General features: G+C 72.4%; 18 protein-coding genes. 4 read left to right on the plus strand and 14 right to left on the minus strand.

Annotation, left to right across the window (positions count from 1 at the left end; translation table 11 throughout):
* Positions 1–68: 68 nt before the first annotated feature.
* From thiL to WME96_RS02550, 6 genes are all read right to left on the minus strand, one after another.
* The gene (thiL, locus tag WME96_RS02525; RefSeq protein ID WP_437288591.1) at positions 69–1,058 is read right to left on the minus strand and encodes a thiamine-phosphate kinase; all 990 of its coding nucleotides are present in this window, start codon (positions 1,056–1,058) and stop codon (positions 69–71) included.
* The gene (locus tag WME96_RS02530) at positions 1,055–2,545 is read right to left on the minus strand and encodes a sensor histidine kinase (protein ID WP_437288592.1); all 1,491 of its coding nucleotides are present in this window, start codon (positions 2,543–2,545) and stop codon (positions 1,055–1,057) included. The genes thiL and WME96_RS02530 overlap by 4 nt, the downstream gene beginning before the upstream one ends.
* Positions 2,542–3,246 carry a GTP-binding protein gene (locus WME96_RS02535; protein ID WP_061619739.1) on the minus strand — a complete coding sequence of 235 codons (705 nt, stop codon included), beginning with the start codon at positions 3,244–3,246 and terminating at the stop codon, positions 2,542–2,544. Before WME96_RS02535 ends, WME96_RS02530 begins: the two co-directional genes overlap by 4 nt.
* A 109-nt stretch (positions 3,247–3,355) precedes the next feature.
* Positions 3,356–5,173, minus strand: a complete 1,818-nt coding sequence (locus tag WME96_RS02540; protein WP_437288593.1) for a dynamin family protein — start codon at positions 5,171–5,173, stop codon at positions 3,356–3,358.
* Between the two features lie 50 nt (positions 5,174–5,223).
* Positions 5,224–6,117, minus strand: coding sequence for a M48 family metallopeptidase (locus tag WME96_RS02545; RefSeq protein WP_061619741.1), 894 nt, complete (start codon positions 6,115–6,117; stop codon positions 5,224–5,226).
* A gap of 159 nt (positions 6,118–6,276) precedes the next feature.
* Complete coding sequence (locus tag WME96_RS02550) at positions 6,277–7,284, minus strand: homoserine kinase (RefSeq protein WP_437288594.1); 1,008 nt, start codon at positions 7,282–7,284, stop codon at positions 6,277–6,279.
* 269 nt (positions 7,285–7,553) lie between these two features.
* On the opposite strand from WME96_RS02550, the gene hflX reads away from it, so the two are divergent.
* Positions 7,554–9,428: a GTPase HflX gene (gene hflX / locus WME96_RS02555; RefSeq protein WP_437288595.1), complete on the plus strand. Its 1,875-nt coding sequence runs from the start codon at positions 7,554–7,556 to the stop codon at positions 9,426–9,428.
* A 95-nt stretch (positions 9,429–9,523) separates the two neighbouring features.
* On the opposite strand, the gene WME96_RS02560 is transcribed toward hflX, so the two are convergent.
* The 6 genes from WME96_RS02560 to WME96_RS02585 all read right to left on the minus strand — a co-directional run bounded on the left by WME96_RS02560 (position 9,524) and on the right by WME96_RS02585 (position 15,993).
* Entirely contained in the window at positions 9,524–10,492 is a 969-nt protein-coding gene (locus tag WME96_RS02560) for a hypothetical protein (RefSeq protein WP_437288596.1), read from the minus strand.
* Positions 10,493–10,502: 10 nt separating this feature from the next.
* On the minus strand, positions 10,503–11,729 hold the full coding sequence (locus WME96_RS02565; RefSeq protein ID WP_437288597.1) for a PEGA domain-containing protein: 1,227 nt from the start codon (positions 11,727–11,729) through the stop codon (positions 10,503–10,505).
* Positions 11,730–11,934: 205 nt separating this feature from the next.
* Positions 11,935–12,558, minus strand: coding sequence for a precorrin-2 dehydrogenase/sirohydrochlorin ferrochelatase family protein (locus WME96_RS02570; protein ID WP_437288598.1), 624 nt, complete (start codon positions 12,556–12,558; stop codon positions 11,935–11,937).
* Between the two features lie 100 nt (positions 12,559–12,658).
* Positions 12,659–13,534, minus strand: a complete 876-nt coding sequence (locus tag WME96_RS02575) for a hypothetical protein (protein ID WP_437288599.1) — start codon at positions 13,532–13,534, stop codon at positions 12,659–12,661.
* Positions 13,531–15,093 carry a BamA/TamA family outer membrane protein gene (locus tag WME96_RS02580; RefSeq protein ID WP_437288600.1) on the minus strand — a complete coding sequence of 521 codons (1,563 nt, stop codon included), beginning with the start codon at positions 15,091–15,093 and terminating at the stop codon, positions 13,531–13,533. Before WME96_RS02580 ends, WME96_RS02575 begins: the two co-directional genes overlap by 4 nt.
* 93 nt (positions 15,094–15,186) lie before the next feature.
* Positions 15,187–15,993, minus strand: a complete 807-nt coding sequence (locus tag WME96_RS02585) for a hypothetical protein (protein ID WP_437288601.1) — start codon at positions 15,991–15,993, stop codon at positions 15,187–15,189.
* 198 nt (positions 15,994–16,191) lie between these two features.
* Between WME96_RS02585 and WME96_RS02590 the strand changes: the two genes are divergently transcribed.
* On the plus strand, positions 16,192–16,731 hold the full coding sequence (locus tag WME96_RS02590) for a hypothetical protein (protein WP_437288602.1): 540 nt from the start codon (positions 16,192–16,194) through the stop codon (positions 16,729–16,731).
* A gap of 19 nt (positions 16,732–16,750) precedes the next feature.
* Here the strand turns inward: WME96_RS02590 and hisIE are convergent, their stop codons facing one another.
* Positions 16,751–17,440 (minus strand): bifunctional phosphoribosyl-AMP cyclohydrolase/phosphoribosyl-ATP diphosphatase HisIE, encoded by a 690-nt coding sequence (gene hisIE / locus WME96_RS02595; RefSeq protein ID WP_437288603.1) that lies wholly within the window; start codon positions 17,438–17,440, stop codon positions 16,751–16,753.
* Positions 17,441–17,443: 3 nt separating this feature from the next.
* Positions 17,444–18,937 carry a prolipoprotein diacylglyceryl transferase gene (locus WME96_RS02600; RefSeq protein ID WP_437288604.1) on the minus strand — a complete coding sequence of 498 codons (1,494 nt, stop codon included), beginning with the start codon at positions 18,935–18,937 and terminating at the stop codon, positions 17,444–17,446.
* Between the two features lie 209 nt (positions 18,938–19,146).
* Here WME96_RS02600 and WME96_RS02605 point away from each other — a divergent pair, with 209 nt between their 5' ends.
* Complete coding sequence (locus tag WME96_RS02605; RefSeq protein WP_437288605.1) at positions 19,147–19,899, plus strand: hypothetical protein; 753 nt, start codon at positions 19,147–19,149, stop codon at positions 19,897–19,899.
* A 5-nt stretch (positions 19,900–19,904) separates the two neighbouring features.
* Complete coding sequence (locus WME96_RS02610) at positions 19,905–21,401, plus strand: MXAN_5187 C-terminal domain-containing protein (protein WP_437288606.1); 1,497 nt, start codon at positions 19,905–19,907, stop codon at positions 21,399–21,401.
* Positions 21,402–22,014: the final 613 nt, after the last annotated feature.

The raw sequence follows: 22,014 nt of genomic DNA on the forward strand, positions 1-22,014 counted from the left end.
GGTCGCCCGGGTCGCGGAGGCAATGACCGGGGCGTAAGGCGCGGTCGCACGAGGCTCTCCCCGCGCCTTCAGGCGAAGTGGTCGTACCCCCGCGCCGCGACGCTCGTCACCTGCCCCTCCGGCCCGAGCAGCGCCACGTCGCTCGCGCCCTCCTCGCGCGGCGCGCAGCGGCCGATCGCCACGAAGCCCGGGAGCGATCCGACGTCGGGGCCCGCGACCGCGACCGCGTAGTCCTCACCGCCGTGCAGCGCGAGCTCCAGCGCATCCGCGCCGAGCAACGCGGCGGCGTCGCGCAGGTCGGCGCTCACGAGCGCCGCAGGATCGAGCAGCACGCGCACGCCGCTCGCGCGCGCGAGGTGCGCCAGATCGGCGGCGAGGCCGTCGGAGATGTCGATCGCCGCGCGCGCGACCGCGGAGGCGCGGAGGCCCGCGTCGATGCGCGCAGCCGGTCGGCGAAACGCCCGGATCGCCCGCTCGGCCGCCGCGCCGGCCGGCGACATGCCGCGGTCGAGCAGCGCGAAGCCCGCCGCGGCGAGGCCGACCGGGCCCGCCAGCGCGAGCGCGTCGCCGGGCCGCGCGCCGTCGCGCCGGAGCGGCGTGGCCGCGACGCCGAGCGCCGTCGTCGTGATCGAGATCTCGCCGCCCCGGGAGAGGTTCCCCCCGATGATCGCCGTGCCGATCTCGTCGCACGCGGCGCGCTGGCCGCCGGCGAGGGCGCCGAGCTCGTCGTCGCTCACGTCGAGGGGCAGCACCAGCGCGGCGAGCAGGCCGACGGGGCGCGCTCCCATCGCCGCGAGATCGCTCGCCGCGGCCATCGTCGCCCGGTAGCCGAGATCCTCGAAGCTCATCAGATCGCGCCGGAAATGAACGCCCTCGACCGCGCTGTCCACCGTCCAGACGAGCGGCTCCGCGGCGCCGGCCAGCGCCCCGCCCGGCGGCGCCGCGGGCGCGAGGATCGCTGCGTCGTCGCCGATGCCGCAGAGCACGTGCTCGCCGGCCGCGGCCCCGAGCACGGCGCGCAGCATCTCGATGCGCTTCCACTCGGAGCGCGCGGTCATTGGAAGATGGGCGGCACGACGCTGTTCGCCGGCGAGCCCGCGACCGTGGGCAGCTTGACCACGAACACGGTGCCGCGCGGCTCGTTCGGCTCGATGCGCACCGTGCCGCTGTGCGCCTCGACCAGGCGCTTGACGATCGAGAGACCGAGGCCCGTGCCGCCGTGCTCCCGCGTCGAGCTCTGATCGATCTGGTAGAACGGGTCGAACACCTTCAAGCGCTCGCCTGGAGGGATGCCGACGCCCGTGTCCACGACGCGGATCTCGACCGCCTGCTGGAGCGGCGCGACGAGCACCAGCCCGGGCAGGTCGTCCATGTCGTCGCTGACGGCGCGCGCGACGAGCATCACCTCGCCGCCCGGCTCGGTGAACTTCACCGCGTTCTCGACGAGGTTGATGAACACCTGCCGCAGCCTGTCGCCGTCCCCGAGCACCGGCGGGAGATCGGTCTCGGCCTGGATCCGGAGCTCGACCCCCTTCTTCGCGGCCGCAGGCGCGATGGTCGACGCCGCCTCGAAGAGCACCGGGCCGACGGCCACCTCGCTGCGGTGCACGATGAGCGTGCCGCTCTCGAGCTTCGAGAGATCCAGGAGGCTCATGATGAGCCCGAGGAGCTGCTCGCTCTTCGACCGGATCGTCTCGATGAACTCGCGCTGCTCACCGGTCAGCGGCCCGCCGATGCCCTCGGCGAGCATCTCGCTGTAGCCCATGATCGACGTGAGCGGCGTCCGGAGCTCGTGCGACACCGTGGCCAGGAAGTTCGACTTGAGCCGGTCGAGCTCCTTCAGCCGCTCGTACGCCTGCTGCAGCTCGGCGTTCTTCTGCGAGAGCTCGCGGAAGCTCTCGCGGATCGACGCGACGTGCATCGTCGACGTGAGCAGCGACTTGTGCCCGCTGAACAGGATCAGGTCGAGGACGGCGCGGAGGTGGTCCGCGATCGCGCCGAGCCGCTCTGGCCGGAGCCGCGCCACGCGCGGGAGCCCCTCCGCCGCGCGGGGAGCGTCGGCCTGCGCTGCCGCCCCGGCCTGCGCCGCGGGATCGGCGTCCTCCGGCAGGTACGGGCCGAGGATCGAGCGGCCGATCGTGCGGCCGTCGTACTCGATCGGGAACACCTGGTGGAGCGCGCCGGCGAAGGGCGCGTCCGCGAGCTCGCCGCCGGACTCCGCGAGGGTCGCGCCGCTCGTCGATTGGATCCGGATCGGCAGCCCGAACAGCTTGTGAAACGACGCCGTCATCTCCCCGAGAGCCTGGCGATCCACGAGATCCTCGAGCGAGAGCGGGCCGATGCCGACCAGATCGACCACCGGCGCGGCCGCAGGGGGCGGCAGCGTCGAGGGCTCCGGCTCGCTCGGCGCCCCGTCGCGCTTCGAGGAGCTGGGCGCGTCCGCGACGCGGGCCGACGGGACCGGCGCGGAGCTCGGCATGTTGAGGAGATCCTCGTCGTCGAGGCCGAAGTCCGCCGGCGTCCCCTTGTGGGCGTCGGGCTTCATGGGCTGCCGCCCATTCGCCTCGCCAGGAGGTCGTTCACCGAGCCCGTCACCCCGAGCTGGCGCGCCGCGCTGTTCAGGAGCTCCTCGCCGCTGATCGACAGGCGCTTCGAGAGCTGGTGCGTCTGATCCAGCGTCTCCCACGTGAGGTGGAGCAGCCCCATGAACGTCTCCACCGTGCCCACGCCGCGGGTCGCGATCGCCCGGTACACCGGCTCCTTGCCGCGCGCGGCGAGCCGCGCGAGCTCCTCGTCGCTCCGGATGTCGGGGAGGTCGCGCTTGTTGAACTGGATGACGAGCGGCATCCGCGCGAGATCGAGGCCGTTCTCCCGCAGGTTCTGGCGGAGATCGAAGAACGCCTCGGCGTTGCGCTGCGTCTCCGAGGTCTGCGAGTCCGCGATCAGCGCGACCCCGTCTGCGCCCTGGAGCACGAGCCGCCGCGTGGCGGCGTGCATCGGCTGCCCCGGTACGGTGAACAGCTTGATGCGGAGCGAGACGTCGCCGTCCTTCGCGCGGAAGGTGAGCGGCAGGAGATCGAAGAACAGCGTGCGATCGTCCTGCGTCTCGAGGGTCATCAGCCGTCCGCGAGCGTCCGACCCGGCGAGGCCGTGCAGCGAGACGAGGTTCGTCGTCTTGCCGCTGAGCGCGGGGCCGTAATAGACGAGCTTGATCGTCACTTCACGGGCTGCGAAATCGAGCTGCACGGCCGCATTCTCGCATGAGCGCCGGACGATTGGATACGGCCACGGCGGCGCGGACGAGGAGCCCGGCTCGGGCGCCGTCTCCCCCTGTGTCAGGAGGCGTGCGCGGCGCTCAGGCCGAGCCGCCGGGGGCGTTGGGGACGCTGGAGACGGGCGGGGGGATCGGCTTGCTCTCGCCGTTCTCGACAGTCCAGAGCGCGCTCCGGAGCCCCTCCAGGCGCGCCGTCAGCCCCTGGAGCGCCTCGGCCTGCGCGTCGCACGCCTTGAGCTGGGTCTCGCTGCTCGGCTCGACCCGCGCCCGCTCCTCACGGGCCGCCTTGAGCACCTCGATGACCTCCCGGTGCAGCTCCTGGCCGGCCGTGACCACCCACGCGTCGAGCCGGCTCGCGAACTCCTGGATCATCTCGTCGAGCTTCGGCCCGATCCGGACGGCCGCCTCGCGCAGCGCGACGGGCGCCATCTCCTTCGCCTTCTTGCGCGTCTCGGCCTCGACCTTCTCCTTCACGTAGACGGCCAGGACCGGGGCGGCGAGCGCCAGGATCCCGCCGAGCAGGGCGTTCGTGAACATCACGCCGAGCCCGATCGTGAAGAGCGCGAAGACTCCGACATCGTAGCCGAAGGTGTCGACCTCGACGTTCGGCGGCTTCACGTCGCCCCCGAGCGCCTCGCTGACCCGCTTGGCCACGTCGTGCGCGTCCTCCCGGACGAGCGCGATCGTCTTCTCGGCGAGCGCCTCGAGCGCCGTGGCGATCTCCTTCGTCTCGGCCTGCGCCCACTCGGCGAAGGTGCGCTCCAGGAAGGCGCCAAGGTAGACCTTGATCTCGTCGGTGTTGGCCTCGTCGATGATCGCCGGCAGCTGCCGGAGCACGTCGTCGACGAAGCGGTCGAGGTCGCGGCGCACCCACGCCCGGATGGCGCTCACCTCCTCGCGGATGCCCGCGCGCCGCTCCTCGATCGTGCGCGACTGGCCGGCGAGATCCTTCTCGATCATCTCGATGCGACGGCTGAGCTCGTCGCGCGACATCGCGGTCGCCCGCCGCCGCGCGTCGACGCCCTTGACGAGCAGGCGCGCGGCCTCGAGGCCCTCGCCGAGCGCGTTGTCGAGGAGGATGCGTCCGCGCTCCTCGGCGAGGAACCGGGTCAGGTGATCGAGCAGCTCCGGCATCCCGCTGCCGGGCCGATCGCCCTCCAGCGCCCGCTCGCTCGAGATCGGGAAGACCACCGGGGACTTCACGAGCTTGCCGAGCTCGCTCCGGATGTAGGCGAGCGCCTCGACCTCCTCGTCCTGGCTCCAGATGTCGCGCTTCGTGACGACGAAGAGGATCTTGTCGCGCGACTGCCCGAGCAGCTTGTCCTGGAGGAAGACCCGCTCGCTCTCCTTGAGCGGCTGGCCGGCGTCGATGAGGAACAGCACGGCGTCCGACCGCGGGATGTAGCTGTAGGTGATGTCGGCGCGCTGGAGCGAGAGGTCGTTCACCCCGGGGGTGTCGACGAGGACCACGCGCTCGCGCAGGAGCTCGGCCGGGTAGCCGACCTCGAGGAACTGCACCTCGCCCGCGCTCGACGAGCGCTCGCCCCCGACGGTGAACGCCCGCACGTCCTCGAAGGGCAGGGACGTGCGCTCGCCCGACGCGTAGACCACCTCCGCGCGCGGGTCGGCCGCGTACTCGAGGTGGTGGATGACCGCCGTGGTGGGCGTCACGCCGACGGGGAGGATCGAGGCGCCGAGCAGGGCGTTCACGAAGGTCGTCTTGCCGTGGTTGAACTCGCCGACCACGACGAGGTGGAACCGGTCGGCGTCGAGCTTCTTCACGAGATCGTTCGTGATGCGCGTGGCGACGCTCCTGGCGCCGAGGGACTCGGCGAACTCCACGAGATCCCGGAGCGCCCCGGTCACGTCGTCTTTGCGGCTGTGGAAGGATTCGAGCATGTGCGTTGGACCTCGGCCTTGGTCGGGGAGCTGGCGAGGGAGGGTGCCCCTCAGCCCCAGATCTTGATGACTTCGTGCACCTTCTCGTCGACCTCCTCCATGGAGAGGCCGCCCGAGCCGAGCCCGGCGTGGCGCTTGTAGAGATCGCTCTCGGCGAAGGCCCGGAGCGCCAGGACGCGCTTCGGCAGCCAGGGGTGGCTCGCCGTGAACTCGGCGAACCTGCCGATCCCGCCCTTGCCCTCGTCGTGCTGGGCGATGAACGCCTCGAGGTTCAGCTCCTCGTAGAGCTTGGTCGAGCCGAGCGCGAGCTTGGTGAGCGCGCGCGTCGAGACGTCGAGGCTCTTCGCGCAGAGGAGCCCGGCGCGGTCGCAGGTGACCTCGGCGCGGCGCGACCAGCCGGAGAGCGCGAGCATCGCCGGGCCGACGATCCACTTCACGAACACCGACGCCATCCGCGTCAGGTAGTGCATCGCGGTCAGGTAGACGACGTGGCTGTTGTGGATGTGGCCGCACTCGTGGCCGATGACGCTGAGCAGCTCGTCGTCTGTGAAATGGTCCACGAGCGCCGAGTGCACCATGATGAACGAGTCGTCGTTCGTGCCGTAGGTCGCGGCGTTGAGGGTGGGGCTGTTGACGATGTAGATCGTCGGGGTCGCGATCCCGAGCGTCTCGGCGCAGTGGACCGCGAGGTTGTGGACGCGGGGGAACTGCGCGGGCCCGACCTTGACGGCGTGGCCGAGGAGCTCGTTCTTGCCGACCGTCTTGAACAGCCTGACCGCGGCCGTCACGGCGAGCTCGACCGGACGCATCTTCTCGAACGCGAGCCGCGTGTTCTTATCGGACACGTAGGCGTACGCGTTGCCAGCGCCATCGCCGCCGCCCGCGCGCTGGCCTTTCCGTCTCTCGATGAAGCCCTTGAAATCGAGCGATCCGACCTGTGCCATCCGGCGAAGGTAACGGTCGGGCAGCGGCCGCGCAACGCCACCCTCGACCGGCGCCGCGAACTTAACGCAAAATCACGGGCCGACGTTCGCTCCCACCCGAACTCGAGGCGGAGCGGACGCGCATCAGGCGCGGCGCATCAGACGCGCCTCGGACGCGCCTCAGATGCCGAGCAGCGCGAGCAACCCCTCCGGGCCGAGGCGCTCGAGCGTCCGCTGCCGCGCGAGGAAGCGCCGGAAGTCCTTGTAGACGCCGCTGCCCTTGGGGCGGAGCTCGAAGTCGGTGATCCGCGTGATCGAGAAGCGCAGCGCGGCCACCAGGCTCTCGTGGAAGAGCCGGCCGCGCTCCTCGGCGGAGAGCGGCCGCACCGACGTGTAGCCGGCGGCGAGCGCGGCCGCGAGCGCGGGGTCGAGATCGTCGCCGAAGCACCACGCGAGCATCGTGACGGCGAGGTCGAACGCGGCGCTCCCGCGCGAGGCGCTCTCGAAATCGAGCAGGGCGGAGATCTCGCCGTCCTGCCAGAGCACGTTGTCGCGGAAGAGGTCGCCGTGGATCAGCGTCTCGGGCCCGGACGTCCGCGGCGTGGCGGCGCGGATCCGTTCGAGTCGGCCGGTGAGCTCGTCCACGGCCGCAGCCACCTCGGGCGGGAGGGCCGGCGCGGCGCCCGCGTGCGCGCGTAGACCTCGGAGCCGCTGGTCGAGGCCGTCGAGGTCGAACCGGCTCGCGCTCGCTCCCTCGAACGAGGCGCCGATGAGGTGCACCCGCGCCAGCGCCGAGCCGACGCGACGGGTCGCGTCCGGCGTGACGCGCGCCTGGCACAGCGAATCGCCGACGACCCACGGGAACAGCGCGACGGGCTTCCCTGCGTGCTCCGCGATGAACGCGGCGCCCTCCGATCCGGGCCCCCTGTCCCGGCGCCGGAGCGGCTGCGGCGTGGCGACGCCTCCGGCCGCGAGGTGTTCCAGCATGCGCGCTTCGCGGGAGGCCGCGGCGAGCTGCTGCTCCTCGTACACGCGCAGGAACACCTGACCGCGGCCGTCGGCGAGCGTCAGCGCGAAGTTGGAGTTCACGCTCCCGGCGAGGAGGCCGCGCACGTCGGCGATCTCCAGGCCGTAGAGCGCGCCGATGCGGCGGGCATCCGCGAGCGAGAGCGGGGTCAGGATAGCCATCGCGCGCAGGGTAGCCTCGGCGCGCGCGGCGCCTCCACAGGAAGTTGGTGGCTACCAGGGAACACGGGCGACCGCCGGCAATCTGGGGCGCGCCGAGCAGGCGAGGAGGGTTGGGGGAAACGGCGGCAAACGGATGGGCGACGGATGGGCGACGGCGACGCGCAGCGAGAAAATGGAGGCTCCGCGCCACGATCTGCAGGGGCCCTGCTCGCGGACCGGACCCGGGTGCATTATGAATGAGTGGGAGCAACATACCCTTCCGCTATCGAATGCCCACACTCTACGGAAACACCACCGGACTCAGCCCCCTAGCTACCAAGACCCTCGAGCGCATCTACCGCCGCAAGGTCCCGCTCGCCACCATCGCCACACCCGAGCTCATCAAGGCGCTCGCCGAGGCGTCGCATGAGACAGGGCGCCAGGTGGGCGCGCTCGTCCACCGCTCCGGCGAGATCGACTACGTCGTCGTCGGCGACGCGACCCGGCTGATGCTGCCGGACATCGGGCGCCTCCGCGCTGCGCAGGGGCGCTTCAGGGCGCTCCGGCTCGTCCACACGCACCTCTTCAACGAGCCGCTCACGCGAGACGACCTCGTCGACCTCGTCCGCCTCCGGCTCGACCTGGTCGCGGCCGTGCAGCTCACCCCGCAGGGCGAGCCGCGGACGATCCAGTACGCGTACAACGTGCCGGTCCACGGGAAGGACGAGGTCACGGTCACCGTGGAGGGCGCCGCGGACGACGGCGACGGCGACGGCCGTCGGCAGGCGGAGCTGCCGTACCGGACCGTGGGCCCCGTCGCGGTCGGCCGCGTCGACGTCGATTTCGGCGCGCTCATCCAGGCGCTCGAGGACGAGTTCACGAAGCGGTCGCGCACGCGGTCGGTCGCGGCCAAGGACGGTCGGGCGATCCTCGTCCACGTCGCCGAGAAATCGAAGGTGGGCGCGCTCGCGCGGGCCGAGGAGAGCCTGCGCGAGCTGACCGAGCTCGCCGGGACCGCGGGCGTCGACGTCGCGGACACGGTGCTCCAGCTCCGCGACCGCATCGACCCGCGGCTCGTGCTCGGCAGGGGCAAGCTGGATGAGGTCGTGCTGCGGGCCTCGGAGCTCGACGCGGAGACGCTCGTCTTCGACCGGGATCTCACCCCGTCGCAGGCGTCGGCGATCGCGAAGCACACCGACCTCAAGGTGCTCGACCGGACGCAGCTCATCCTCGACATCTTCGCCCAGCGGGCCGAGTCGTCGGACGGCAAGCTCCAGGTCGAGCTGGCCCAGCTCAAGTACACGCTCCCTCGACTCGGGCAGAAGGACGACTCGCTGTCACGCCTGACCGGCGGCATCGGCGGGCGCGGTCCTGGCGAGACGAAGCTCGAGATCGGGCGACGCCGCGCGAAGGAGCGCGTCTCCTTCCTGGAGGGGCAGCTCAAGCGGCTCTCCCGGCAGCGCGAGCAGCGCCGCCGCCGCCGCGCCCGGCTCGGCGTGCCGGTCGTCTCGATCGTGGGCTACACGAACGCCGGCAAGAGCACGCTGCTCAACACGCTGACCGGCGCCGACGTGCTCGCGGAGAACAAGCTGTTCGCGACGCTCGACACGCGCTCGCGTCGGCTGCGCTTCCCCGAGGAGCGCGAGGTGGTGATCACCGACACCGTCGGCTTCATCCGCGAGCTCCCGAAGGATCTGTTCGCCGCCTTCCGGGCGACGTTCGAGGAGGCCGCCGACGCCGACCTCCTGCTCCACGTCGTGGACGCGAGCGATCCCGCGCGCGACCAGCACATCGAGACGACCGAGGCGCTGCTGACCGAGCTCGACCTCATCAGCATCCCCCGCATCCTCGTGTTCAACAAGGCGGACCTCATCGCGCCGGAGGAGGGGCGGCGGCTGCTCCTCGGTCATCCCGACGCGGTGCTCCTGTCCGCGACCGACAGGGAGACGACGCGGGAGCTGCTCGCCAAGCTGGCGGATCGGCTGAAGAGCCGCTGGGAAGAGGCCGCGACGGTGCCCGCCTACGAGGCGGAGGTTGTGGACGGCGAGCTGGATGACGGCGGATTGTTCGACGGCGAGGCCGAGTCGATGACGGTGCTCGGTCCGCCTTCGGGTTCCAGCGCCGAAGGTGTCGGCTCGCGCGTGAGGGGTACGTTCGAGGTGTGAGCGTCGGCCGGGCTCCCTGTGGAGCCGTGGCAGCGCAGGTCGGGAGGGGAGCTCCGCCGGGCTCCGAGCGAGCCCGGCGGTCGCTCAGGGGGAGGTCAGGGCTCCCCCCCTCCCTCTCCTCCCTCGGCCGGGAACTCGTCGCAGACGAAGATGCTAAGGCAGTTGCCGCTCGCGCACTCCTCGTCGGCGGTGCACGCCTCGGTAGGCGCCAGCCCGCAGGCGCCCTCGCCGTTGCAGACGTTGGCGCCGCTGCAGTCCGCCCCGTCCTCGCCGCCGGCCGCGACGTTCGAGCACGTGCCCTCCGAGCCCTCGATGTTGCAGGCCTGGCACGCCGAGTCGCACCCGGTGTCGCAGCAGACGCCGTCGACGCAGCTACCGCTCGCGCACGGCGCCGCTTCCGTGCACTCCTGACCGTTCGCGGCCTTGCACGCGCCCGTGGCGTCGCACGCCTGGTCCGCCTCGCAGCCCCGGCCCGTCGTGCCCGCTTCGGCCAGCACGCACTCGCCCTCCTCACCGCAGACATGACAGAGCGTGCAGTGCGCATCCTCCGTGCACTCGGTGAAGCACGCGTTCTCCTCCGGATCGCAGGCGAACGTCTCGCAGTCCTTCTCCTCGCCGGGCCCGCACTCCACGCTCGTCCCGTCGCAGGTGCCGCGGCCCGTCTCGACGCCGTCGGAGCACGTCGCCTCGCCGCACGCCGCGTCGGCCTTGGTGGGGCCGCACGTGCCGCTCTCGTCGCCCGACTCCTTGAGCTCCGCGGTACAGGAGTCGCAGTCCTCGTCGCAGGCGGTGTCGCAGCAGACGCTGTCCGCGCAGAAGCCGCTCGTGCAGTCGTCCGCCTCCGCGCACGCCTTGGCCGTCGCGCACTGCGGGCAGGTGGGGCCGCCGCAGTCGACGTCGGTCTCCTCGCCGTTCTTCGTGCCGTCAGCACAGGGATCGGTGACGCCTTCGTCCCCCGGGATGCGCGAACGATCGACCGTGGCGATGAGCTCGCAGCCCATCCCGAGAATCGAGATCGCGCCGGCGCAGAGCGCCATCGCGAGAAGGTGCTGGTTCTTCCACATAGTAGTCCCCTTAGAAGGTAAACCGCGCAGCGGCGCCGCCGCCGGTCGGGCTGACGAACGGAGCGACGAACGCCTTCTTCTTCATGCTCGAAGCCGCGGTCTTCGTCTCGGCCGACGTGTCGTCGCTGAGGAGCAGGACCGCCCCGGTGACGCCGAACGTGAGCGCTACGGCGAAGGACATGTCCGCGATGAGCGCGTTGCGGTCGACGCGGTCCGCCGTCTTCGTCGTCGGATCCTTGTCGAAGTCGCTCTTCGCGCTGAGCGCCTGGATGCCGAAGATCGTCCCGACCACGACGCCAGCGCCGGCGAGGCCGAGCGTGACGTAGGCCGGCACCGGAGAGCGCGGCTCGACGGGCGCCGCGGGCGGCGGCGGCTGGGCCGGCGGCGGGGTGGTGGCCGGCGGCGGGGCCGGGGGCTGCGCCGGCGTCGCGGCGACCGGCGGCGGCGCCTGCGGCGTCAGCGTGACGCTGACGTCGCGCGCCTCGGCGAAGCTGACCTCGATCTCCTGGCTCGCGTCCGCGAACCCCTCGGCCGAGACGGTCAGCGTGTGCTTGCCGGGCGGCACCGAGAGCTCGTTGCCCGTCTGCGCCACACCGTCGATCGCGATCTTGAGGCCCTGCGGCGTCTCCGGCGTGGTCGCCACGCGCACCTTCGCCGGCGTCTTCTTCAGCGCATCGATGCGCCCCTGCGCCTCGGTGATCTTGTCCTTGAACTTCTCGGCGTCCGGCTTCGAGTCGAGGAACGACTGCCACGCCGCGACCGCCTCGGCCGCGAGCCCCTGCTTGTCGAGCGAGAGGGCGAGCTTGTACTTCGGCGCGGCGCCGGGGACGTGCTCGTCGGCCTGGCGGTAGAGGTCGGCCGCGACGGCGTACTCGCCCTTGTCGAACCTGGTCTCGGCCTCCTTGTAGAGCTTCTTCGCCTCGTCCTTCTTCTGCTTCTCGGTCAGCGGCTTCTTCGGCTTCGTGGTGGTCACCGTGGCCGCGGGCTCCGCGGCCTTCGCCGGGGCCGCGGCCGCGGGCGTGCCGGCCGCGGGCGGCGTCGTCCCGGTCGCGGGCGCAGCCGGCGCGGTGGGGGCCGCCTGCGCCGCGGGGGCGGCGGGCTTTGCCGGGGCCATCGTCGGTGCGGCCCCGGCGGGCGCCTGCGCGGCCGGCTTGGCCGCCGGCGGCGCCGCCGGCTTGGCATCCGTCTGCGCGGATGCCGGGCTGACGTTCGTCAGCGTCAGGAGCCCAGAGACCATTGCCGCCGAGGTCAACATCGTCAGCCGGCCCGATCGTGAACGCATACCGTAAGCCCTCCTCCGCGGATAGTGTCGCGTGGGCGCCCACTTAAGCCTTGAAGGCCGCTCTACACAAGGGTTTTCGCGTTCATTTGGTCGCGCGCGCCCTCGAATTGACGGTTCGTGGCGCGCGTGGTGCCGGGTTCGCCCGCGGCGCCTCAGGACATCAAGGCTCGTCGCCTCGCTCCAGCCATGCAGGGAAGCGAAGCCTCGCCTCGACGCCAAAGCCCAGGGTCGCCTTGCGCATGCGCGCGGTCCGCTCGGCGCCCCGAGGGAGGCTCTCGCGGAGCCGCCGGAGCGCCTCGATGTAGCGCGCGAACCGAGGATCCGAGAACAGCGCGCTGAGGTCCTCCCGGATGCGCCGTATCGTTCCCGGGCTGACGCCATGGCTGCTGAAGCTCATGGTCAGTCCGGGGGCGGCGACGACCGAGGGATTGACGAAATTCGATACCTCCGGACGGTCGAGCGTGCAGACGAGGCGCCCGGCGTCCGTGAGCTCGCGGTGGAGGCGCCGCGAGAGCGCGTCGTCGCCCGGGGCGAGGAACACGATCGCCGCGCCGGCGAGATCGTCGTCGACGTACGCGCGCCGGTGCAGCTCGAGCAACCCCTCCCGGCTGGCTCGCTCGATCGCCCCGTCGACCTGCCCTGGCGCGACGACCGAGACGCGGGCGCCGGCGGCGAGGAGCCGCTCCACGGTGTACGGCGCCTCGCCGTCGCCGCCGATGACGAGGGCCCGCCGGCCGTTGAGATCGAGCGCGATGGGGAAGAGGCGCATGAAGGGAGTAGACACGAACGCGAGCGTCCGCGCAGCGCTCGTCGATCGGCACGACGCCCGGCGGGGGAGGCGGAGGACCGCGGCGAGCTCGCTGCCCGTCCGCGCCGCGGGCGGGTCAACGGCTGGGCGGGCTCTGGGGCGGCGGGCTCTGGGGCGGCGGGGGGGCCGGGGGAAGGAACGGCTGCGTTCGGAATGCGAGCTTCCGGTCGGCGTTCCCGATGCGGGTCACAAACAGGCCGACGAAGGAGCCGAACAGCGAGTCGCCAGGCCCGATCGCGGTGGAGCCGGGCGGGCGGGTGACCCAGCGCTTGATGCGGTCGAGCATCTCGGCGCTCATGGGGTTCACCTCGACGAGCACGGCGACGAAATAGCGGCTGCCGTCACGGAGCAGGGAGCGCTCCGCGAGCGGCAGCCTCCGCGCCTCGGCGCAGTTGCGGAGCACGCCCTCGACGTTGACCGCGACCGTGCTCGACTGACCTCCCGCCTGGACGAGCTGGATCCGGAACACCTCGTCCCAGAGATCATAGACGACGCGGCAGCTCTTGGCGGCGAGCGCCAGCGGGGTGCCCCCGCTCTCGTGGAAGAGGTAGCCGCGCATCGTGATGACGGTGGGGAGCCCGCTGAGCAGCTTCTTCGAGATCTCGCCGTCGACGACGTCGCGGAAGCTCACGGTGAGCTGCACGATCGTCCGGTCGAGCGTCAGGCTCGCCGCCCGCGTGGGCAGCGCGGCCGGCGCGCCGAGCGCCTGCTGCGCGTCGGCGTCCGCGATCTCCTTCGACGGCTGCCGGCCCTCCGCCGCGCCGGGCCGCTCCTGGGCCAGGGACCGGCGCGCGCCGAGGCAGAGCGCCGCGAGCAGCGCCACCTCGAGCCACCGCGCCGCGCGCCATCTGAGCGCCGCGAGCGCTCGCCGCGCGCGCCGCCGGATTTCCGCCGCGCGCCGCGCGCCGCGCGCCGCGCGTCTCGGCCCGCGGCCGGCGTCCGAGCAGGTCATTTCCGCTCACCGCGCCGCGCCGGGATCATCCCGAGCAGGTTCGAGAAGGCGAGCGTCACGCCGCCGACCGCCGTGTCGACCCGCAGACCGAGGTTGTAGGTGATGTCCACGGGCACGCGGGAGAAGCCCTCGTACCCGGTCGGCGCGTCGGTGAACTCGCGGCGGGTCGCGAGCCCGTACAGGCCCGCGGCGGCGAAGAGATCGACGCCGTAGATGGAGCCGCGTCCGGCATAGACCGGGATGCGGTACTCCGCCTCGATCTTCGCGGCGAAGTCGCCGTACCGGACCTCGATGATGTCGGTGCTGAGGAAGTTCGGCGGCTGCCGCCGATCTGGAGCGAGGTCGAGCAGCCGATCCGGCAAGAGGTCGGTGAGGTCGCCGACATAGAACTTCTCGAAGAACGGCGCGTCCCCCGCGACCGCGCCGGCGAACGCCTCGACGCGGAGCACGTGCCGCAGCGGCAGGCGGAACCACCGTTGCGCGCCGAACTCGAACTTCTGGTAGCCGTAATCGCTGCCGAGCGGCGGCACCCCCACCGTGACCGCGACGGAGGCGAGCGTGCCCTGCGTCGTCAGGAAGGGCGCGTCGCGCGTGTCGTGGTCGATCGCGGCGCGCAGCGACGAGAGCACCGTCCTGCCGCTCAGGATGTCGAAATCGATGGGCTCGCGGCTGTCGCCGCGCATGTGCGACGCGACCGTGGGCACGGTCGCGTCGATCTGCTCCAGGTGGTAGTCGAGCGAGAGCTGCCAGGACGAGGAGACGTCGTGACCCGTGCCGAGCGTCGCGCCGAACCGCTTGTAGGCGACGACGGCGTAGCCCGTGACTTCGCGCTGCTCGAGCAGCGGGGACTCGAACGAGACGTCCCGGTTGCCGAAGAAGTCGCGGGCGTCGTTGTAGAGCAAGGTCACCGCGGCCGACCAGCGGGTCCCGACGAACGCGGGGTCGACGAAGCGGGTCCTCAGCGCGAGCTGGTCCGCGGCGAGCCCGACGCCGGCGCCGAGCGTGATGCCCGTGCCGGCGAGGTTGGTCTCGGCGACCTGCACGCCCGTGAACGCGGAGAGCGGCCGCGCGTTGCCGGCCGTGTCCTCGTCGGCCGCGATGCCCAGCCAGAGGTCCTGGACGACGAACGTGTTGCGCTCGACCACGTCGATCACGAGCGTCGCGCTGCCGCGCTCGACCCCTTTGCGGAGCGAGAGCCCGACCGAGGCGAAGAACCCGGTCCCGAGGAGGCGATAACGGGTGAGCTCGATCTCCGGATCCTCGACGTCGAGCACGTCCCCCGCGCGGAACCTGACGTAGCGGAGGAGCACGCGCGCGGCGGTCCGCGCGTTCCCGCGGATCTCGACCCCATCGAGGACGTACCGGACACGATGCCTCGCCTGGAGGGCCGCGCCGGCGGACAGCCCGGTTGCGTGGAGGCGCGCGGCCGCGTGAGGCCGCTGCGCCGCCGCCGGGGACGCAGCGCCGGCGGCGGTCCCGGCGCGTTGCCCGAAGGCGCGCCCTGGGCACGACCCTACGAGCAGCGCGCTACAGAGCGCGAGGAGTGCGCGGCTGAGCACGGGGGGCAGGGGGATGGCCGGGGAGCGTGAGGGACTCCGGGATCGACAAGGAGCCGCCGGAGCTCCGCGACACCGCCAGAGCCTCCGGAGATCTCAGCGGCACACCGTAGCACGATCGATCCCCTCGCCGCAGGGATCGGCCGCGTCGGGCTCGACCGCATCGGGCTCGACCGCGCGCGCGGCGTCGGTGTGCTCCGCCAGCACGCGCAGGTCCAGCCGGGCTGGTGTCGGCTCGACCAGGTGATCGGCCGCTGCGAGCAGCAGCCCCTGGACCTCGGTCCGGACCCTGGCGTCGCGCGTCCAGCGCGCGCCGACGCTCGCGGCGATGGCGCGGGCGAGGAGGAGCTCCGCGCGTCCGCGCACGTCCGCGGGGATCCAGTCAGCGATGAGCGGATCCGCGAGCAGGGTCAGCGTCCTGCGCAGCGCGGCGACGCGGCGCGGGCCGAACTGCTCCGGCGCGCGCGCCGCGTGGCGCGCGAGGCGCAATGCCCTGCGGAGCGCGCGCCGCGCGGCCCTGCCGACCACGGCGCCGCGCACGGTGAGCCGCGCGCGCGGCGCGTCGACGGCGTGCAGCACCGCGGCCAGCGAGAGCCCTCCGGCGATGACGAGCGCCACCGTCGCGGCGGTGGCGCCGGCGCCGCGCAGCTCCCAGCCGCCGGTCGCCGCGACGAAGGCGCAGCCGGCGACCAGCAAGAGCCCCAGCGAACCGAGCGCGCCTGCCGCATGCGACCGGCCGCGCCACCGCTCGCCTTCGCCCTGGAGGATCCGCGCGTAGCTGTCGGGCGCGATCAGCCGGCCGCCGCTCGGGATGAGGCCCACCATGGCTCGCCGCGCCGCGCGCCCGAGGCCGACCTCCAGCGGGCCGAGCTCGATGCCGGGCGGCTCACGGAACGGGCTCACGCATCCAGGATAGCCCATCCCTCGCCGGCGCGAAGCACGCCGGCGCGACCGTCGCCGCACAGCGCGCAGCGCCGCGGCGGCCGCCGAAGCGCTCCGTCCAGGCGCGCGGCGAGCACCTGGCGGCCGGCGTGCGGTCGCGGCCTGTCGGACGGCGGCGGACGGATTGCGCCAGCTGCTCACGGTCGATACCCTCGACATGTGAGACGCATCGCCGTCGGTGGCCTCGCTCTCGTCGGCGCCACGGCGATCGGGGGGCTCCTGCTCGGCAGCCCCGGCTGCAGGGACACAGCCTCCTCGGTCTGCGACGGGCTCTGCGACTGCTGGCGGTGCAGCGCCGCCGAGTACGAGGAGTGCCTGGACAGCATGGATGACACCGTCCAGAGCGCCGAGCGGAGGGGCTGCCCAGAGGCGGCGGACGGCCTCGCGCGTTGCGTCAGCGCGAGCCTGAAATGCGCGGCGGACAGGGACGCCACCGAGCCCACGAGCTGTGAGCGCGAGCAGCAGGCGCTGGTGGTGTGCGGCGTCAGGGTGCCTGTGCTCGGCCCCCTGTGCGAGCGAGGCGTGCAGCGGAACTGGGAGTGTCGGGGCGCGGCGCTCGGAGCCGACGCGTGCGAGGGCGCATCGCGGTGCAGGCTCGCCTGCTATGCCGACGCGAGCTGTGACGAGGTGCGGTCCGACAGCTCTCGGCGGCTCACCGACTGTTTCCAGCGCTGCGCGGAGCACGAGCCGACGCGCTGAAGCGGCGGCTCGCGGCCGGTCACGGCTCCTCCGACGTCCGCTTCTGCGCGCGCTGCGCCTTCTCGACGAGGCCGCTCGTGCCCATGCGCGACGCGAGCGCCGAGAGGACCGCGCGCAGCGGGACGCCGCGCGACGCGAGGCCGACCAGGAGGTGGTAGATCACATCGGCCGCTTCGGACGCCACGCGCTCCTCGGTCTCCCCGGCGATCGCCTGCGCGAGCTCGCCGGCCTCCTCGCGGAGCTTCGCGCCGATGAGCGGCGCGCCGCCGTCGAGCAGCTTCCGGGTGTAGCTCTTCGTCGCCGAGGACGCCTTGCGCGCCTCGATCTCCCGCTCGAGCGCCTCGAGAAGCGCGGTCGCGTCCTGCCCCTCGTCGGCGGCCTCCGGCTCGCCGTCGCCGCGGGCGTCGACCTGCCGGAAGAAGCAGCTCGGGCTCCCCGTGTGGCATGTCGGGCCGCGGGGCTCGGCGAGGATCAGGAGCGCGTCCCCATCGCAGTCGGCGTGGACGCTCGTCACCGCCAGCGTGTTGCCGCTCGTCGCCCCCTTCTCCCAGAGCTCGCCGCGCGACCGGCTGAAGAAGGTCGCGCGCCCCGTCTCCAGCGTCCGGGCGAGCGACTCCCGCGTCATGTACGCGAGCATCCGGACCTGTCCTGTGAGCCGATCCTGCACGACGGCCGGTATGAGCTTGCCCTCTCCGAATGCGATCTTCACAGCCTATGCCTCTCCGGTGGTGTCGGGCGCCTCGGCGGCGGCGCCGCGTTCGCGGGCCGTCGCCCGGCCCTCATCCTTCGCGCTGCCGCGCTTGACCCGCGACGGCTTGTCGCTGGCCTTCGCCGGCGAGCTTCGCTTCTCGCCCGCCTTGTCGTCCTCGTCCTCGTCGTCGCCCGGCTCGTCGTCCTCGTCCTCGTCCTCGTCCTCGTCCTCGTCGTCTGCGGCCCTGTCCGCGGCGGCGGCGGGGCTGTCCGGGAGGTTGAGCGCCATCGCCTGCTCCGGGTGGTCGAGGGCGGCCTTGTAGTAGATCGCGAACGCGATCGACGCGGCCAGCCCGGTCGCCAGCGCGACGGCCTGGGAGGTCGAATACTGGATCGTCGCGGACGCGCCGAACGTCTCGGGCTTGAGGACCACGTACAGGGCGATCGCCGGGAGGAAGGCGAGCGCCTGCGTCACCTTCCGCGCCACGCTGTCGCGGACGACGTGGGAGAACCCGATCGTGTACCCCACGGCGAAGATGATGAGGCCGGCGGGGAGCAGCACGTGCTCCGGCAGCGAGGGCGGGATCGAGCCGCGCTCCGCGTCATCGCGCAGGAGCTCGAGCAGGTAGCGGCAGACGCCGTACGAGAACGTGAACAGGAGGAAGATCTCTCCGCGGAACTTCTGCCGCCTTCGCGCGAGGAGCAGGAGCGTGAGCAGCCCCGCGCCGACGAGCGCCTCGTAGATCTGCGTCGGGTGCACGGCGAGCGACGCCTCGGCGGTCGGATCCAGCCCGCGCTCCTTGACGTGCTGCACCCACGCCGGGGACCCGCTGCCGTGGTCCAGCGTGCCCTCGGGCCAGTGCGGGAAGGTGCCGAGCTTCTTGAGCCAGGCCGGCGCCGTCTCGCCGAGCGGCCGGCCGAAATCGCAGCCGAAGAGGTAGCATCCGATGCGCGTGATCATGAGCCCCGAGGCGAGGCTCGGGACGGCGACGTCGGCCCACGGGAGCAGCGGGATGCGATGAGAGCGCAGGAACAGGTAGGAGCCGACGAAGCCGCCCAGGAACCCGCCGTACGCCACGAGCCCGCCGCGGCGGATGTCGAACATCGCGCCGAGCGAGTCGAACTCGTCGAGGTTCGTGAGGATGTAGAGAACGCGCGAGCCGACGACCGCTGCGAGCGCGGTGACGACGTAGCAGTTGGCCATCGTCTCCTTCGGCAGGCCGTCGCGCTCCGCGAGCCCGAGCGTCAGGTACCAGCCCACGACGAGCGAGAGGCCGAGCATGACGCCGTAGCTGTAGATGGGCAGCGGACCCAGGGTGTAGGTCTGCCCCTTGAACTGGGAGGCGAGGGCGGCGAGCGCGACGCCCGCGATGCCCGCCGCGGCTGCGGCCTGTTTGTTCTTCGCGAGGAACAGCCCGATCGCGCCCGCGAAAGCGATGCCCGCAGCGATCAGGAAGACCCAGAGCAGGGGCACGGTCCACACGGGCAGCGGGACGCGAAACAGGATGGGATGCATGGCGCCTCTCCTTACGCCTGGGATTGGGCACCATCAAGCGCCGTCTCTCGGTCATGACGCAGCGGGCCAAGGCGCTCGTAGACGCTTGTCCGGCCGCATCGGGCGAACGCGATGCGCCCGGGCTGACAGCGCAGCGTCGTCCCCCTCCTGACGATGACGTCCGCGAGCGGCCCTCGAAGTCCGCGCGCGCCGCTGCTAGCATCGATTCCGTGCTCTCTGGCCGTGCCGCCGTCAGCGTCTTCGCAGTCCCCGGGCTGCTCTCGAGCGCGTCGTGCGTCCCCGAAGGGCCGGCCACAGGCGACGCGAGCGCGCGGCCGGCCGGGGCGGTCGCGACGTCGGCGTCCACCGCGGCGGTGGGGGCGGTTCAGGGCGCGAGGGGTGCGGGCGTGTTCGAGGACGACTTCAACCGGTCGGCGCTTGGCCCCGACTGGAACGCGCTCAGCCCCAGGTGGAAGATCGAGGAAGGGCGGCTCTGCGCGCGTGCGGCGAGGAACCGCGGCGTGTGGCTGAAGCGGCCGCTGCCGGAGAACGCGCGGATCGAGTTCGACGCCATCGCCGAGGCCCCCGACGGCGATCTGAAGGCGGAGCTCTGGGGAGATGGACGGAGCGGTGCGACGGCGGCGAGCTACACGAACGCGACGAGCTACCTCGTGATCCTCGGCGGGTGGAAGAACACGAAGCACGTGCTCGCCCGGCTCGACGAGCACGGCGACGATCGACTGGAGATCGACGTCGATCCGGACAGCGATGACGAGCGAGCGCGCCCGGTCGCGCCGGGGCAGCCGTACCGCTTCCGGATCGAGCGCCACGACGGAAAGACGCTCTCCTGGTCGGTGAACGGCGTCGAGTACCTGGAGCTCAGCGATCCCGAGCCGCTCTCCGGACCGGGGCACGAGCACCTGGGCTTCAACGAATGGGACGCGCCGGTCTGCTTCGACAACCTGCGGATCACGCCCCTCTAGCCGCGATGGAATCGAGCGAGGTCGAGCGGGAGCTTGAGGAGCTGGAGACGCGCATCGAGCGGCTGCGCGCGCTGTACGAGCAGTACTTCATGGGGATCGAGCGGCTGGAGCCGCTCATCCCCCGGAAGGACGTCGATCGCCGTATCTGGGTGATGCGGCGCGAGCAGATCAGGAACACCGGGCTCCGGTTCAAGTTCCAGATGCTGCTCCAGCGCTACAACACGTTCCAGCAGTACTGGGGCCGCATCGCGCGCGAGATCGAGAACGGGACGTACCGCCGCGACGTCATCCGCGCAGCGAAGCGGGTCGGGGCGAAGGAAGCGCTCACGATCGTCGGGCGCAAGCGGGCGGAGCGCTACGCGGGCCTCGCCGAGCAGCAGGCGACGGCGCGCGAGGCGCCCCGCCGCGGCGATGACGCCGAGGATCACGAGGAGATAGACGTCGACGACGAGGCGGTCACGCTGGCGCCTCCGCCCTTGCCCCCCGCGCCGCCGGCGCGAAAGCAAGCGCTCGCCGCCGAGGGCGCCGCTCTGCGCGACGCCCCCGCGCAGCCGAGCGCGCCGGAGGCGTCGAGCGCCGCGCCCGCAGGCCCGCAGGTACGCCCGCTCGTCGCGCTCGTGCCGCCTGCTCCACCCCAGGCCACGGCCGCCGTGAAGCCCGCCCCGCTCGGAGGGTTGCCTCGTGGTCTCGGCCTCACCAGGCCTCAGCAGAAGTCCGCGGCAATCAAGCCCGCGGAGGCACAGCCGGCGGAGGCCTCCCCCACAGGCGGCAAGACCTCCGCGCGCCCCGCAGCGGACCGGAGCCAGCCCGCGGCGGCGGGCACCACGAGCCGTCAGCGGCTGGCCGAGCTCGCGGCGGAGATGCGCGCCCAGCGCGCGCAGAGCGGCCCGGCCGGCGACGCGAGGAAGGTCGCGGCCGCACCGCCGGTCCTCCAGGCGGACGCCGCGCCTGAACCCCCGCCCCCGCCGAAGCGAGCGCCGCCGCCCCTCGTCAGACCTGCGCCGGCCCCTCCCGCGCCAACGCCAGCGGCCGCCCCCGCCGTGGCGCCCGCGGCGACGGGCGCTGGCGCGAGGCGGCAGGAGCGCGTGCACTCGGACCGCCCGCCGTCGACCCGGCGCCGTCGCTCCACCGTGCCGCCCGCCGCGGACGCCGGCACGACGAGCGGAGCTCGGCATGCGGCGCAGCGCGCGTCGTCGCGCCCCCCGGAGGCCGCGCGCGCGGGCCTCGAGGCTGGCGTGCGCGCGCGACCCGCGCCGCCCCCGCAGCGGCCTGCCGCGCGCGACGACGATCTGCCGGAGCAGCGGCTGCGTCAGATCTACGCGAAGTACGTCGAGACCAAGCGCGCGGCGCGCGAGTCGACGGCCGGCGTCACCTACGAGCGCCTGGCCGAGAGCCTCCGCGCGCAGGCCGCGAAGCTGCGCGCGACGAACCCGGCCAGGTCCGTCGACTACGACGTCGTCGTCAAGGACGGCAAGACGCTGCTGAAGCCGATCCTCAAGTAACCGGCAGCCGAAGGGCCGACGCCATCAGCCGGCGCGGACGCGACCGGCCAAGGCCGGCGTCGCAGCGTGATGACACACAGACAGAATCCGACGCCGCGAGCGCCAGGAGGCTGAGCTCGCCGCGCAACGCTCGGCTCGCTGCACTCCTCCAAAAGGAGCTCGCTACGTCGGGTGGCTGGGTGGGTGGCGATGTTCTGGCGGGTCAGTGATGTGCGACGCGACGCCAGAGCTGCGGCAGGCGCTGGACCCGCGAGGGGACCGCGCCCTCGTCCTCGACGAAGAGGATCGCGCAAGCCGTGCGGTCGGCTTCGCGCATCCTCGCGCATAAGTCGGCCAGGTCGTCATCGGCGTCCACAACGTCGGCCTCGGCCGGCTGTGGAGCGCCCTGAACGTACCTGACATTGTCAAGGGCGACCCATCGCCCAGCGAACTCTTCAGAACGACATATGTCGCGCCATGTCATTCGAGGCGCGGCCAGACGAATCTTACTGCCCATTTCCCGTGAGCGACCTTCTCCCCCATGTTCCAAAGTCAAGAGCCGACCTAACAAGCCAGGGTGCGGCGTCCAATGAGCTTTCAGAACCTCAGGGCGGGATCTAGCACCTGTCAAAAT

It is taken from the genome of Sorangium sp. So ce406, assembly GCF_051474675.1.
GTDB lineage: Bacteria > Myxococcota_A > Polyangia > Polyangiales > Polyangiaceae > Sorangium > Sorangium cellulosum_G.

Bases quoted from the DNA above. Each gene is read 5' to 3' on its own strand.
- WME96_RS02560 (WP_437288596.1), bottom strand. From the start codon at position 10,492: ATGTGGAAGAACCAGCACCTTCTCGCGATGGCGCTCTGCGCCGGCGCG.
- WME96_RS02600 (WP_437288604.1), bottom strand. From the start codon at position 18,937: ATGCATCCCATCCTGTTTCGCGTCCCGCTGCCCGTGTGGACCGTGCCC.
- WME96_RS02565 (WP_437288597.1), bottom strand. From the start codon at position 11,729: ATGGTCTCTGGGCTCCTGACGCTGACGAACGTCAGCCCGGCATCCGCG.
- WME96_RS02530 (WP_437288592.1), bottom strand. From the start codon at position 2,545: ATGAAGCCCGACGCCCACAAGGGGACGCCGGCGGACTTCGGCCTCGAC.
- WME96_RS02550 (WP_437288594.1), bottom strand. From the start codon at position 7,284: ATGGCTATCCTGACCCCGCTCTCGCTCGCGGATGCCCGCCGCATCGGC.
- hflX (WP_437288595.1), top strand. From the start codon at position 7,554: ATGCCCACACTCTACGGAAACACCACCGGACTCAGCCCCCTAGCTACC.
- WME96_RS02610 (WP_437288606.1), top strand. From the start codon at position 19,905: ATGGAATCGAGCGAGGTCGAGCGGGAGCTTGAGGAGCTGGAGACGCGC.
- WME96_RS02545 (WP_061619741.1), bottom strand. From the start codon at position 6,117: ATGGCACAGGTCGGATCGCTCGATTTCAAGGGCTTCATCGAGAGACGG.
- thiL (WP_437288591.1), bottom strand. From the start codon at position 1,058: ATGACCGCGCGCTCCGAGTGGAAGCGCATCGAGATGCTGCGCGCCGTG.
- WME96_RS02540 (WP_437288593.1), bottom strand. From the start codon at position 5,173: ATGCTCGAATCCTTCCACAGCCGCAAAGACGACGTGACCGGGGCGCTC.
- WME96_RS02575 (WP_437288599.1), bottom strand. From the start codon at position 13,534: ATGACCTGCTCGGACGCCGGCCGCGGGCCGAGACGCGCGGCGCGCGGC.